Source organism: Microbispora cellulosiformans (genome assembly GCF_008728085.1).
GTDB classification, from domain to species: domain Bacteria; phylum Actinomycetota; class Actinomycetes; order Streptosporangiales; family Streptosporangiaceae; genus Microbispora; species Microbispora amethystogenes.
The window spans coordinates 720,201-733,591 of the sequence record NZ_VYTZ01000001.1; the positions used below are offsets into that span (position 1 = coordinate 720,201).

The window sequence follows — 13,391 nt, forward strand, 5'->3', positions numbered from 1 at the left end:
TCCCGCTCACCATCGGGACGCTCACTCCCGATGTCTTCCCTCGTCGCTCGGAGTCGCTCGTCCCTCGCTCCCCGCTCACTCCTCAGTCCAGACACCGGCGCGCCCCTTCGGATCGCTCGCTACTGTTCCCGCTCAGCGTCGGGACGCTCGCTCCCGAGGTCCTTCGTCATGGTGATGGCGTCCGTTCCGTCCTCGTAGTAGCGCCTTCGCAGGCCGAGGCGGCGGAAGCCGAACCGCTCGTACATCGCCTGTGCCGGGGGGTTGTCCGCGCGCACCTCCAGGAACACCGAGGTCGCGCCGCGCCGCACCGCCTCGGCGAGCAACGCGTCCATCAGCGCGGCGCCGACGCCGGCGCGGCGGTGCGCGGCGAGGACGGCGATCGTCTGCACATCCGCCTGGTCGGCGGCCACCGCGAGCCCGGCGTACCCCACGACCCGCTCGCCCATCTCCGCGACCAGATAGTGCCGGGTGCGCGGCTGGTCGCGCAGCTCGCCCCGCAGCATGGCCTCGCTCCAGGCGTCCGCCGGGAACGTGGCGCGCTCGATCTCCATGACCGCGGGCAGGTCCTCCGCGGTCATCTGACGCAGGACGACCTCCGCCTGCCTCACGGCGTCTCCCCGGCGCGGGTCACGCCGTCACCCTCTTCGGCGTCCCGGGCACCTGCGCGTCGGGACGCCGCAGGTAGATCGGCCGCGGCGGGCCGAGCACGGAAAGCTCCCGCGCCTTCTCCACGGAGTCGACCCGCCCCTCGGGCACGCGGGCGATCTCGGCCGCCTCCTCCTCGCTCAGCGTGGCGAGGCGCCCGGCCGCGAGGGCCGCGAGCGCCCCGGCCGAGGGGTGCAGCGGGCCGCGTATCCGGTCGGCGCCGATGACGTCGGCGTACATGGCGCCGCCCGCGCCGATCACGGGCAGTTCGCCGGGCAGGTCGTGCGGCCGGTCCACGCGCGGCCCGTCGAGCCGCGTGCGCGGGTCGCCGTACCGGGCCCAGAAGACCTCCTTGCGGCGCGCGTCGGTCGCGACCAGGAACGGCCCGCTCTCCTCCGCGGCGTACGCGAGGGCGTCGAGCGTGCACACCCCGAACGCCGGCACGCCCGCGGTCAGCGCCAGCGCCGTCGCCGTCATCAGGCCGACCCGCAGACCGGTGTACGGCCCGGGCCCGGTCCCCGCGACGATGGCGGTGACGTCCCTGAGCGTCGCCCCCGACTCACGCAGGACCTGCTCGACGGCGGGCGCGAGCAGCTCCCCGTGCCGCCGCGCGTCGATCGTCGTCGACTCCGCCACCACACGCTCGCCGTCGTGCAGCGCGGCGGTGACGGCGGGAGTGGCGGTGTCGAAGGCCAAGACAAGCACGAAGGTCAAGCGTAGTCGCTCCGCTCAGGCCGCCGGACACCGTCAGGCGGTGCGGGCCAGGGAGGCGTAGACGATGACGTTGTCGCGGTATTCGTGCTGTTTCCAGTCGAAGTCGCCGCCACAGGTGATCAGGCGCAGGCCGTCCTCGGTGTAGACGCGCTCGGCCGGGAATTCGTTCTTGGGCACGCGCTCCACGGAGTCCACCGTGTAGGAGGCGGTCTTGCCGTCGCTGCGCACCACCTTCACGACCGCTCCCTTGCGCAGGTCGCGCAGGCGGTAGAAGACGGCGGGAGCGGTCTTGGTGTCCACATGGCCGATGATCACGGAGGCGCCGGGATCGCCCGGCACGGCGCTGCCGGTGTACCAGCCCGCCGTGGTCGGCTTGTCGAAGGGCGGCAACTCCACGTCGCCCTCGTCGGAGAGGCCGAGCTTCATCAGCGGCGCCTTGAGGCGGAGCGCCGGGATGTCGATCCGCTTGGGGACGACGGACGTTCTGACCTCCGCCTGGTCGCCCGCGTCCCTGCCCCCGGTGATCACGGCGAAGACGAGCCCGGTGACCACCCCGGCGACGATCACCCCCCGGGTGGACAGCGCCAACGTCAGGCTCCGGAGCGCCTGCGGGCCACCCCGACGCCGACGCCGAGCGCGGCCAGCAGCACGACGACGGTGACGCCCACCGGCGGCCCGGACGCGTCTTCAGGGCCCCCGGCGGCCGTGCCGCCGCCACCCGCGTGCGGGGCACGGGTGGGAATCCTCGTGTGGTCCTCGGTGTCGTCCGGCTCCTCCCGCGGAGCGACGATCCTCAACGACGCCTCGCCGACGTCGTTGGTGGCCTCGCACCGCACCTGCACGCGGTAGCCGCCCGCCTTCGCGCCGGCCCGTACGGTGGCACTGCCCGTCACCAGCGGCATGGCGGTGGCGGAGGCCGGGGTGCCCGACTTCGCCGGCGGCGGCACCAGCGTGACGAGCCCCGTGAACGCGTCGGAACGCGCGGTCGCGCGGTATTCGGGACCGCCCTCCGACAGCGGGCAGCGGGCGCTGACGCGCACGCTCCTGGTCGCCCCTCCGGTGATCCGCTTCGGCTCGACCGTCACCCGGATGTCCTGGCGCGAGATCGAGACGAGCGGCGTCGGCACAGGCGGGGTCAGCGTGATGGTCGGTTCGGCCTGCACCGAGGCCTGCGCGGTGCAGCCCATGGCTCCGAACAGAAAGGCTCCCGCGACGGCGACCTGTGTGACCCTGCTCAATCGCACACCTCTTCCACCCCGGTCCCTTACCCAGAAAATCCAGACCGATTCATGACCGAGGATCTTCCTTCGTCCCGATGATCCACAGGAACGCGGACAGGCGTCAAGGACTGCGCGGCGGACCGGTCTGAATCGCGCACGGACGACGCCCGGCTTGTCCCCGCGCGTCCTTGTCGCACGTCAGAGTCTGGGTTGCGGTCGTTTGTGGCGAGAATGGCCCCGGTCTGTGGAGGCGACTCAGGCCCGGGCTCAGGCGAGGGAGACGGCGGACCACCGCGGGCCCACGCCCGACAGCCGTACGAGCCGTTCCTCGTCCTCGGCGCCGCGCTCGATGTGGACCTCCAGGCGGTCCTCCGACAGCCCCTCGACCAGGCCCTCACCCCACTCGACCACGGTGACCGACTCCTCCAGCGAGGCGTCGAGATCGAGATCGTCCACCTCCACGAAGCCGCCGAGCCGGTAGGCGTCCACGTGCACCAGCGCGGGCCCGCCCGACAGGGACGGGTGGACTCTGGCGATCACGAAGGTCGGGGAGGTGATCGGCCCGCGCACCTTGAGGCCCTCCGCGAGGCCCTGCACAAGGGTGGTCTTCCCCGCGCCGAGCGGCCCGCTCAGCACGACCAGGTCTCCCGGCCCGAGCAGCGCGGACAGCCGCGCGCCCAGGGTCCGCGTCTCCTCGGCGGTCGCGGCCCGGAACTCAGCGGTGCGGAGTTCGTCGCCTCGGGACTCAGCCGCCCCGGACTCAGTGGCCCCAGACCCGGTGGCTCGGGACTCAGCCGCCCCGGACTCAGTGGCCCCAGACCCGGTGGCTCGGGACTCAGCCGCCCCGGACTCGGCGGCCCGGGACGCACCGGTGGTCACGCGCTGCCCCTCTCGGCTCGCTTCAGCAGCTCGCGCAGGGCCTCGTTCACCGCGTCGGGCCGTTCGAGCTGCACGAGATGCGACGTCTCCGGCACGGTGGTGAGCTGGGCGGTCGGCACGGCGGCCGCGATCGCCCTGCTGTGGTCGAGCGGCGTCAGCCAGTCGCCCTCACCGACGATGATGGCGGTCGGCACCTTGTTCAGCACGTCGAGCGCGGTCAGCTTGTCGTGCGACATGAGCGCCGGGTAGAAGTCCGCGATCACCTCGGAGGGAGTGGCCCGGATCATCGACTCGACGAAGTCCACGACGGTCGGGCTGACGCTCTTGGAATCGCCGAAGGCGAGATGGCGCAGCGCGAGGAACGACAGGTCGGTGCCGGCCTGCCGGCCGCGGTCCACGAGCGCGCCGCTCCGGCGCATGACCGAGACGGCGGACGGCACCGCGAGGTTCACCACCTTGGAGACCAGAGCGGGCAGACCCAGGGTGATCTCGGCGAGCTTGCCGGCCGAGGTCGCGATCAGCGACACACCGCGGATCTTGTCGCCGAACAGCTCGGGCCGCCGCTCCGCCAGAGCCATGATCGTCATGCCGCCCATCGAGTGGCCGACCACGACGCACGGCCCGGGGACGAGCTCGTCGAGCACCAGCGCGAGGTCCTCGCCGAGCCGCTCGATCGTGCAGTCGCTCGCCGGCGCGCGGGCCGACAGCCCGTGGCAGCGCTGGTCCCACATCACCAGGCGGTAGGAGTCGCGCAGAACGCGCCGCTGGTAGTGCCAGGAGTCGGAGGACAGACAGTAGCCGTGGCACAGCACCACGGTCAGCGGCGCGTCCTCCACGCCGTCGATCTCGGCGTGGATCTGGACGCCGTCGGAGGTGGTGAGCGTCACCGGCCGTCCGCGCAGCTCGCCGAAGGGCTCGCCCGCCTCCAGGTCGGGCCGCAGGCGGATGCGGCCCACGGCGTACCTCTTGGCGAGCGTGGCCGCCGCCACCCCCGCCGACGCCGCGCCGAAGACCGCGCCGGCGATCCCGACCTTGCGACGTGTGCTCATGCCTGCCCTCCTCGCAGCCGCATGCTCAGCGTCCGTCCGTGTGGACGCGAGGCACGCGGGATCCGATCCTCGTCACGATCTCATGAGTAATCGTGCCCAGGGAATCCGCCCACTCCTGACAAGTCGGCTCGCCGTCGTCCCCGGGGCCGAAAAGGATCACTTCGTCCCCCGATTCCGCCGCGTCGTCGCCGAGGTCGATGACGAACTGGTCCATGCACACCCGGCCGGCGATCCGCCGCCGCCGGCCCGCCGCCAGCACCTCCGCCCGATTGGTCCCGTTTCGCAGGATGCCGTCCGCATACCCGAGAGGAACGAGACCAAGCGTGGTTTGCCGGTCGGTGACGTACAGGTGCCCGTACGACACGCCCGTCCCGGGGGCGACCCGCTTCACGCTCGCGAGTCTGGCGGTCAGGGTCATCGCGGGCCGGAGCCCGAAGTCGCCGAGCTCGGGGACCGGGCTCAGCCCGTAGATCGCGATGCCGGGACGGATCATGTCGTACCTCGCCTGCGGCAGCGTGACGGCCGCGGCGGAGTTCGCGATGTGCCGGACGGCGTCGCTCGGCACCCCGGCCTTGTCCGCGACGGCGAGCGCCTCGTCGAACGTGGCGAGCTGGGCCTCGATGGAAGGATGGCCGGGGATGTCGGCGCACGCGAGGTGCGACCAGATGCCCACGATGTCGACGGCGCCGGTCGCCCGTGCGGCGAGGGCGTGCTCGACCAGCGACGGCCAGTCGGCGACGGTGGCGCCGCCCCGGGAGATGCCGGTGTCGATCTTCAGGTGGACCCGGGCGGTGCGCCCGGTCCTGCCGGCGGCCGCGGCGATCTCGTCCACGACCCAGGGGGCGCCGGCGGACAGGTCGACGTCCGCGAGCAGCGCGGCGTCCAGCGGCTCGCCCGGCGTGATGAGCCACGACATGACCGGCGCGGTGATCCCCGCCTCGCGCAGGGCCAGCGCCTCGCGTACGAAGGCGGTGCCGAGCCGGGCCGCGCCCGCCTCCAGGCACGCGTTCGCCACCGGCACCAGGCCGTGCCCGTACGCGTCGGCCTTGACCACGGCCATCGTCTCGGCGCCGCCCGCACGCTCGGCCAGCAGCCGCACGTTGTGCCTGATCGCGGACAGATCCACCCGTGCCTCAGCCGGGGTGGCCGCACCCGCCGTCGAGAAGCTCATTTTCCCAGTGTGTCAGGTGGACCCGGGTGGATGCGCCCATAGACGTCGCACGTCAGAGCATGCGCAGGGCCGCGGGGATCGCCTCGGCGACGTCGAGGGCCGCGATCGGGGCCTCCCCGCACCCCCCGTCACCGGCCCCGTACCCGGCCTCCCCGCGCCCGCCGTCACCGGCCTCGTAGCGGGCCTCGGCGCGGCCCCCGGCTTCTGCCCTGGCGCCTCCGCCGTCGCCGCCCCTGGCGGCGATCCGCGCGGCCAGGCCGTGGACGTACGCGGCACACGAGGCCGCGTCGTAGCCGGACAGGCCGGCGGCGAGCAGGGCGCCCGTGATCCCGGACAGGACGTCACCGGTGCCGCCCGTGGCGAGCCAGGGCGTCCCAGTGGTGTTGACCCGCACCGGCCGGTGCTCCTCCGCGACGAGGGTGGTCGAGCCCTTCAGCAGCACCGTCGCCCCCAGTTCCGCCGCGGCCCGCCGCACATGGTCGAGCCGCGCGGCCTCGATCTGCTCCCTCGGCACGCCGAGCAGCCGCGAGAGCTCGCCCGCGTGCGGCGTGAGCACCGTGGGAGCGGCCCTGCGCAGCAGCGTCCGGTCCTTGGCGACCAGCGTGAGCCCGTCGGCGTCCACCAGCACCGGCACGTCGGACGAAAGCACGGCGCGGGCCACCGCATGCGCCTCCGGGCCGGTGCCGAGCCCGGGCCCGAGCACCCACGCCTGCACCCGCCCGACCTCCTCCAGCAGGCTTTCCGGGGACGACGACGGGTCGAGCACGGTCGTGACCGCCTCGGGCCAGCGGGCCCTGACCAGCCGCACCGGCTCGGCCGCGCTCGCGAAGCGGACCATGCCCGCGCCTGCGCGCACCGCGCCGCCGACGGAGAGGACGGCGGCTCCCGTGTACCTGTCGCTGCCCGCGGCGATCCCGACGACCCCCCGGCGGTACTTGTCGCTCTCCGCGCCCGGCCGGGGCAGCAGACCGGCCACGTCGTCGCCGGTCGGCGCGGCCACCTCGGGGTCCGGCAGGTGCGGCCCAAGGCCGATGTCCACCAGTTCGACCGAACCCGCGTGGGAGGCTCCCGGATCGACGAGCAGACCGGCCTTGTAGGCCCCGAACGTCACCGTCAGGTGCGCGCGGACCGCCGGTCCCTCGACCCGCCCGCTGCTCGCGTCCACCCCGCTCGGGACGTCGACCGCCACGACGAGACCGGCGGCCTCTGCGGTCAGCTCCGCGAGCGTGCCGTACGGCTCCCGCAGCGCGCCGCCGCCCCCGATGCCGACGAGGCCGTCGAGCACGACGTCGGCCCGCGCGAGCAGGTCACCGGCCCTCGCCGCGTCGAAGGGGCCCGTCCGGCCACCGGCCGCGAGCAGCGCGGCCAGGCCGCCCTCGTGGGCGCGTGAACCGGCCAGAACGGCCTCCACCCGGGCTCCCCTGCGGGCCAGGAGGGCCCCCGCGTACAGGGTGTCGCCGCCGTTGTCCCCACCGCCGACCAGCAGCGCCACGTGGGAGCCGTACACCCGGCCGCGCACGCCTTTGAGCAGGTTCGCGCAGACCATGGCGAGCCCGGCGGCGGCCCGGCTCATCAGGGTCCCCTCGGGGAGCCTCGCCATCAGCGCCGTCTCGGCGGTCCGGATCTGGTCGGAGGTGTAGGCGGTCCGCATGCGTCCGACCGTAGCCTCCCGCCACGTCGATCGCGATCACCGCACCCACCGGTCGCCGGAACACGCCGTCTCAGCGCCCCCCGCGGGCCCGGCGGCCCTGGGACCGGGCGACGCCGGCATTCGGCGCTGGGACCCCGCGACGTCGGGATTCGCCGGTCTTAAAGGCGCGGGCACGTCAGGGCTCGCGGCCTCAGGACTCGGCGATCACGTAGGCGACGGCGATGCCGCCGTCGTGCGACAGGGAGACGTGCCACCGGCGTACGCCGAGGCCTCGCGCCACCTCCGCGGCCCTGCCGGTGATTCGCACCTCGGGACGGCCGTTTCCGCCGCGCACCACCTCCGCGTCGAGGTGGCTCAGGCCAGGTGGGGCCCCGAGGGCCTTGGCGACCGCCTCCTTGGCGGCGAACCGCGCCGCCAGCGACTCCGGCGGCAACTCGGCCTCGGCCTCGGTGAACAGGCGGCGCCGCAGCCCGGGCGTGCGCTCCAGCGCCGCGCGCAGCCGCGCGACCTCGACCACGTCCACCCCGATGCCCACGATCACACCGCCAGCGTAAGGGGCCCTCACTCTTTCCCCGTCTCACGAGAAAGTAATCCATCGATTTTTGTCCACAGGCTGTGCACGACCCCGCGCGGACGCGGCGATCGGCCGTGGCTACGCTTGCCGCGTGGCAGATGGGGACGCGTACGTCGAGCTGAGCCGGGAGCAGTGGCGTGACCTGCGCAGGAACACGCCGCTCACGCTCACCGAGGCGGAGTTGCGGGAGCTGCGCGGCGTCCACGACCCGATCGACCTCTCCGAGGTCACCGACGTCTACCTGCCACTCACCCGGCTGCTGAACCTGCACTTCACCGGCTCGCGGCAGCGCGGCGCCGCCGTCGGCGCGTTCCTCGGCGAACACGGGACGCCCCCGCCGTACGTGCTGGGCATCGCGGGCAGCGTCGCGGTCGGCAAGTCGACCACGGCGCGGCTGCTGCACACGCTGCTCGCCCGCTGGCCCGAGCACCCCCGCGTCGACCTGATCACCACCGACAGCTTCCTCCACCCCAACAAGGTGCTGGAGGAGCGCGGGATCACGCACCGCAAGGGCTTCCCGGAGAGCTACGACCGGCGGGCACTGGTGAGCTTCGTGGCCGACGTGAAGGCGGGCCGTCCCGCGGTCGAGGCGCCCGTCTACAGCCATCTGGAGTACGACATCGTGCCCGGCGCGACACACGTCGTCGACCGGCCGGACATCCTGATCGTGGAGGGGCTCAACGTCCTGCAGCCCGCGCCGCCGGACGCCCTCGCCGTCTACGACTACTTCGACTTCTCCATCTACGTGGACGCCCGGATCGAGGACATCCGCACCTGGTACGTCGAGCGCTTCCACAAGCTGCGCCGTACGGCCTTCGCCGATCCGAAGTCCTACTTCCGGCACATCGCGGCGCTCTCGCACGAGGAGGCGACCGCGTTCGCGCAGGGCGTCTGGCGCGACGTCAACGAGCGCAACCTGGTGGAGAACATCGCGCCGACGCGCGAGCGGGCCGGGCTGATCCTCCACAAGGGTTCCGACCACTCGGTCACCCACGTACGGCTCCGCCGTACCTGATAATCGTCCGGTGCTGCATCTGCGGGTGATCGCCCCTTATGAGCGTACGGACCGGGTCGTCGAGGCGCTCGACCGCGCGCCGGGCGTCACCAACATCGTGGTCCTGACCAAGGCGGCCCGGCGGCCGGAGGGCGACGTGGTGCTCGCCGACGTCGCCAGGGAGGCCGCCAACTCCGTCATCGAGGACCTCAAGGCGCTCGGCCTGGAGGAGGACGGCTCGATCTCGGTCGAGGAGATCGAGCTGTCGATCTCCCGGGGAGCCGACGAGGCGGAGGAACGGGCGCCCGGCGAGGGCGACGACGCGGTGGTGTGGGAGCAGTTCGAGGCGCGGGTCGCCCTCGACAGCCGCATCACCTGGGCGTTCCTGGCGTTCCTCACCATCGCCACACAACTCGCGGCCATCGGCGTGCTGATCCCCTCGCAGATCCTCATCGTCGGCGCCATGGTGCTCGGCCCGGAGTTCGGCGCGGTCGCGGCGGTCTCCTTCGGCCTGCTCGGCCGCCACTGGGCGCTCATCGGCACGGCGGCCCGCACGCTCGCGGCGGGATTCGCGGTCGCGATCGCCGTCACGCTGGCCTGCGCGCTGGTCTCACGCGGGCTCGGCATGATCACGCCCGACATGCTCCGGCACAACGACGAGGTGCACTTCATCGTCAAGCCCGACACGTGGTCGGTCATCGTGGCGCTGCTCGCCGGAGCGGCCGGCGTGCTGTCGATCACGGCGGGCAAGTCCTCGGCGCTGGTCGGCGTCTTCATCTCGGTCACCACCGTCCCGGCGGCGGGCTACATGGCGGTGGCCCTGGCACTGTGGCGCTGGGACGAGGTCGGCGGCTCCGCGCTGCAGCTCGTCGTCAACATCGCCGGGATGGTCGTCGCCGGGACGCTGACGTTGTTCCTCCAGCGCCTCCTGTGGAGCCGGTACGGCGGAAGTCGCGCGTGACAGGCATACCTGAGGCGTAGATCGGTTCCTCCATCAGACGGAGGCCCGGCGGGGGCGTCGCCGAGTAGGGTGCCAGTCATGACAGCGAGCGCGACTCCATGCTTCGCGACCGAGGGGCTGACCAAGCGGTTCCCCCGCGTCACGGCGCTCGACCACCTCACCGTCGCGGCCGGGACCGGCGTGACCGGCCTGGTCGGCGCCAACGGCGCGGGCAAGTCCACCCTGATCAAGATCCTGCTCGGCCTCGTCCCGCCCACCTCGGGGAGCGCCTCGGTGCTGGGCCTGGACACGGCCACGCAGGGCCTGGAGATCCGGCGGACCGTGGGCTACATGCCCGAGCACGACTGCCTGCCCCCGGACATCTCGGCGACCGAGTTCGTGGTCCACATGGCCCAGATGTCCGGCCTGCCGCGCACCGCGGCCCGTGAGCGCGCCGCGGACACGCTGCGCCACGTCGGGCTGGACGAGGAGCGCTACCGCCCGATGGGGGGCTACTCGACCGGCATGCGGCAGCGCGTCAAGCTCGCCCAGGCCCTCGTCCACGATCCTCGGCTGGTCTTCCTCGACGAGCCCACCAACGGGCTCGACCCGCAGGGCCGCGACGACATGCTGGCGCTGATCCGGCGGGTCGGCACCGAGTTCGGCATCAGCGTCCTGGTCACCTCCCACCTGCTCGGCGAGCTTGAGCGGGTGTGCGACCACGTGATCGTCATCGACGGCGGGCGGCTGCTGCGCTCCTCGGCGATCCGCGAGTTCACCCGGGCCGAGCAGACCATCGCGGTGGAGGTCGAGGAGGGGCAGCGGCAACTGGCCGACCGCCTCACGGGCGGCGGCGAGACGGTGGCGGTGCAGGGCAGGCTGCTGACGGTGCAGGTGTCCCCCGACGACCCCGGCCGCACCTACGACGCGGTGCGCGACGCCGTCAGCGACCTCGGCCTCAGCCTCCTGCGGCTGGAGCAGCGCCGAGGCCGCATCGAGGACGTCTTCAAGGAGCCGGTGGCATGACGATCGAGCCGACCGCGGTCATCCACGACATCGGATACCGCCATTACGACGGCGTACGGCTCGGGCGCGGCCGGGCGACGCTCGCCCTCGGCGTGCAGAGCCTGCGCGGCGTGTTCGGGCTGGGCCGCACGATCCGCGCCAAGATCATGCCGCTGCTGCTGGCCGCGATCATGCTGATGCCGACGGTCGTGTCGATCGGCGTGATGGCGATCGCCAAGCAGTTCGTCATGCCCTATTCGCAGTACGCCGTCTTCATGCAGGCGGTGATCGCCGTCTTCCTGGCCGCGCAGGCGCCGTACCTGGTCGCGCCGGACCTGCGGTTCCGCGTGCTGCCGCTGTATCTCTCCCGCCCGCTGACGGTGACCGACTACGTCGTGGCGAAGCTGGCCGCGCTGACGGTCGCGCTGTTCTGCCTGATGGCGATCCCGATCACGATCGAGTTCGTCGGCGAGATGTTGATCGACATGCCGATGCCGCTGCACACGGGCGACTACCTCGGCGCGCTGGGCGGCACGGTCCTGCGCGCGGTGCTGCTGGCCGCCCTGGGCGTCGCCCTGGCGTCGTTCACCCCGCGCCGCGGCCTCGGGGTCGCCGTGGTGATCGCGTTCTACATGTTCACCGCCGCCGTCTCCACGCTCTTCTTCGCCGTGCTCTCCTCGACCGGCCGGGACGACGTGGCTCCCTGGGCCCTGCTCCTCAACCCGTTCTTCCTCGTCGACGCCGTCCAGTCGTCGCTGTTCGGCACCGAACCGGCGACCGGCGAGGGTTATCCCCCGGGCGTCGCCTCGTGCCTGATCCTGCTGGCCGTGATCGCCCTGGCCGTGACGGGCGTCCTCCTGCGCTACCGGAAGGCGGCGTCGTGACCACCACGAGTCCCCCCGTGACCACCCGCCAGGGCGTGCTGGAACTCGCCCAGGTCTCCCGCTGGTACGGCAACGTCGTGGCGGTCAACGACGTCACGATGACGATCGGCCCCGGCGTCACCGGCCTGCTCGGCCCGAACGGCGCCGGCAAGTCGACGCTGCTGCACATGATGGCCGGGTTCCTCGCGCCGTCGAACGGCACGGCGACCCTGGACGGCCGGCAGATCTGGCACAACCACGACATCTACCGGCAGATCGGCCTGGTGCCCGAGAAGGAGGCCGTGTACGGCTTCCTCACCGGCCGGCAGTTCGTGCTGTCGGCGGCCCGGCTGCACGGGTTGCCGTCCCCCGACGACGCGGCCCGCCGGGCCCTCGACCTGGTGGAGATGACGGAGGCGTCCGGCCGCCGCATCGAGACGTACTCCAAGGGCATGCGGCAGCGCGTGAAGGTCGCCGCGGCCCTCGTCCACGACCCGCAGGTGCTGCTGCTGGACGAGCCGTTCAACGGCATGGACCCGCGGCAGCGCCTCCACCTGATGGACCTCGTCCGCCGGATGGGCGAGGAGGGCCGGACGATCCTGTTCAGCTCGCACATCCTCGAAGAGGTCGAGCGGGTGGCTCACCACATCGAGGTCCTGGTCGCCGGACGGCACGCCGCGTCGGGGGACTACCGGGAGATCCGGCGGCGCATGGCCGACCGGCCACACATGTTCCGGGTCAGGTCGAGCGACGACAGGCGGCTCGCCGCCGCCCTCATCGCCGATCTCTCCTCCAGCGCCGTCTCGCTGACGGAGCAGGGCATCGAGGTGCAGGTCACCGACTTCGCGCGCTTCACCGCGCTGCTGCCCCGGACGGCCCGCGACCTCGACGTCCACCTGTGGCAGGTCTCCCCCACCGACGAGGACCTGGAAAGCGTCTTCTCCTACCTCATCTCCGGGAGCTCCCGATGAACACCGTGGTCGCGGACATCACGTACCGGGCCATGCTCGGACGCAAGCGGATCTGGCTGCTGGTGCTGCTCCCGGTGGCGCTCGTCGCGATCGCCCTGCTGCTCAGACTCCTGAACGGCCAGTCCGAGCAGACGGCCGTGACGCTGATGAAGACCTTCGCGATCGGCACGATGCTGCCGTTGCTCGGGCTGATCGGCGGGACGGGCGTCATCGCCCCGGAGATCGAGGACGGCACGATCATCCACCTGCTGTCCAAGCCGATCTCCCGCCCGGTGATCGCGGTGACGAAGTTCGTGGTCGCGGCCTCCCTCATCGCCGTCTTCGCGGCGGTCTCGACGTTCGCCGCCGCCTATCTCCTGACCGGCATGGAGTCGGATGTCGCGATCGGGTTCACCTTCGGGGCGCTGTTCGGCGGCGTCGCGTACGCGGCGGTGTTCCTGCTGCTGGGCGTGCTCACCCGGCACGCGGTCGCGATCGGCGTGATCTACGCCCTCGTCTGGGAGGGCGTCGTCGGCGGCTACGTGCCCGGAGCGCGCAAGTTCTCCATCCAGCAGTGGGCCCAGTCTCTCGCCGACTACGTCTCCTCCTCGGCCTTCTTCTCCACCGAGGTGACGCTGGGCTTCGCCGTACCGGCCATGGCCATCGTCACCGTCGGGGCGGTCCTGTGGACCGGCCAGCGCCTGCGCTCCCTCTCCCTCACCGGCGACGACTAGCG

General features: G+C 72.5%; 15 protein-coding genes. 6 read left to right on the top strand and 9 right to left on the bottom strand.

Annotated elements, in window-relative coordinates; all coding sequences use genetic code 11:
* Nucleotides 1-119: 119 nt before the first annotated feature.
* From rimI to F5972_RS02970, 9 genes are all read right to left on the bottom strand, one after another.
* Complete coding sequence (rimI, locus tag F5972_RS02930) at nt 120-608, bottom strand: ribosomal protein S18-alanine N-acetyltransferase (RefSeq protein ID WP_263641790.1); 489 nt, start codon at nt 606-608, stop codon at nt 120-122.
* A gap of 19 nt (nt 609-627) precedes the next feature.
* Entirely contained in the window at nt 628-1,350 is a 723-nt protein-coding gene (tsaB, locus tag F5972_RS02935; protein ID WP_150930783.1) for a tRNA (adenosine(37)-N6)-threonylcarbamoyltransferase complex dimerization subunit type 1 TsaB, read from the bottom strand.
* Nucleotides 1,351-1,392: 42 nt separating this feature from the next.
* Entirely contained in the window at nt 1,393-1,947 is a 555-nt protein-coding gene (locus tag F5972_RS02940) for a class F sortase (protein ID WP_150930785.1), read from the bottom strand.
* Between the two features lie 2 nt (nt 1,948-1,949).
* A complete protein-coding gene (locus F5972_RS02945) occupies nt 1,950-2,597 on the bottom strand; it encodes a hypothetical protein (protein WP_150930787.1) in 648 nt (215 codons plus the stop codon).
* 249 nt (nt 2,598-2,846) lie between these two features.
* Nucleotides 2,847-3,260, bottom strand: coding sequence for a tRNA (adenosine(37)-N6)-threonylcarbamoyltransferase complex ATPase subunit type 1 TsaE (tsaE, locus tag F5972_RS02950; protein WP_225311151.1), 414 nt, complete (start codon nt 3,258-3,260; stop codon nt 2,847-2,849).
* A 194-nt stretch (nt 3,261-3,454) separates the two neighbouring features.
* Complete coding sequence (locus F5972_RS02955) at nt 3,455-4,507, bottom strand: alpha/beta fold hydrolase (RefSeq protein ID WP_150930791.1); 1,053 nt, start codon at nt 4,505-4,507, stop codon at nt 3,455-3,457.
* A gap of 25 nt (nt 4,508-4,532) precedes the next feature.
* Complete coding sequence (alr, locus tag F5972_RS02960) at nt 4,533-5,678, bottom strand: alanine racemase (protein WP_150930793.1); 1,146 nt, start codon at nt 5,676-5,678, stop codon at nt 4,533-4,535.
* 52 nt (nt 5,679-5,730) lie between these two features.
* Nucleotides 5,731-7,329, bottom strand: a complete 1,599-nt coding sequence (locus F5972_RS02965; RefSeq protein WP_150930794.1) for an NAD(P)H-hydrate dehydratase — start codon at nt 7,327-7,329, stop codon at nt 5,731-5,733.
* A gap of 190 nt (nt 7,330-7,519) precedes the next feature.
* Complete coding sequence (locus tag F5972_RS02970; RefSeq protein WP_150930796.1) at nt 7,520-7,870, bottom strand: holo-ACP synthase; 351 nt, start codon at nt 7,868-7,870, stop codon at nt 7,520-7,522.
* A 124-nt stretch (nt 7,871-7,994) separates the two neighbouring features.
* Here F5972_RS02970 and coaA point away from each other — a divergent pair, with 124 nt between their 5' ends.
* The 6 genes from coaA to F5972_RS03000 all read left to right on the top strand — a co-directional run bounded on the left by coaA (nt 7,995) and on the right by F5972_RS03000 (nt 13,389).
* Nucleotides 7,995-8,918, top strand: a complete 924-nt coding sequence (coaA, locus tag F5972_RS02975; RefSeq protein WP_150930798.1) for a type I pantothenate kinase — start codon at nt 7,995-7,997, stop codon at nt 8,916-8,918.
* Between the two features lie 10 nt (nt 8,919-8,928).
* A complete protein-coding gene (locus F5972_RS02980; RefSeq protein ID WP_150930800.1) occupies nt 8,929-9,858 on the top strand; it encodes a DUF389 domain-containing protein in 930 nt (309 codons plus the stop codon).
* Nucleotides 9,859-9,936: 78 nt separating this feature from the next.
* A complete protein-coding gene (locus F5972_RS02985; protein WP_150930802.1) occupies nt 9,937-10,863 on the top strand; it encodes an ABC transporter ATP-binding protein in 927 nt (308 codons plus the stop codon).
* Nucleotides 10,860-11,726: an ABC transporter permease subunit gene (locus F5972_RS02990; RefSeq protein ID WP_150930804.1), complete on the top strand. Its 867-nt coding sequence runs from the start codon at nt 10,860-10,862 to the stop codon at nt 11,724-11,726. The genes F5972_RS02985 and F5972_RS02990 overlap by 4 nt, the downstream gene beginning before the upstream one ends.
* Nucleotides 11,723-12,676, top strand: a complete 954-nt coding sequence (locus tag F5972_RS02995) for an ABC transporter ATP-binding protein (RefSeq protein ID WP_225311115.1) — start codon at nt 11,723-11,725, stop codon at nt 12,674-12,676. Before F5972_RS02990 ends, F5972_RS02995 begins: the two co-directional genes overlap by 4 nt.
* Nucleotides 12,673-13,389, top strand: a complete 717-nt coding sequence (locus F5972_RS03000) for an ABC transporter permease subunit (protein WP_150930806.1) — start codon at nt 12,673-12,675, stop codon at nt 13,387-13,389. Before F5972_RS02995 ends, F5972_RS03000 begins: the two co-directional genes overlap by 4 nt.
* Nucleotides 13,390-13,391 lie beyond the last annotated feature (2 nt).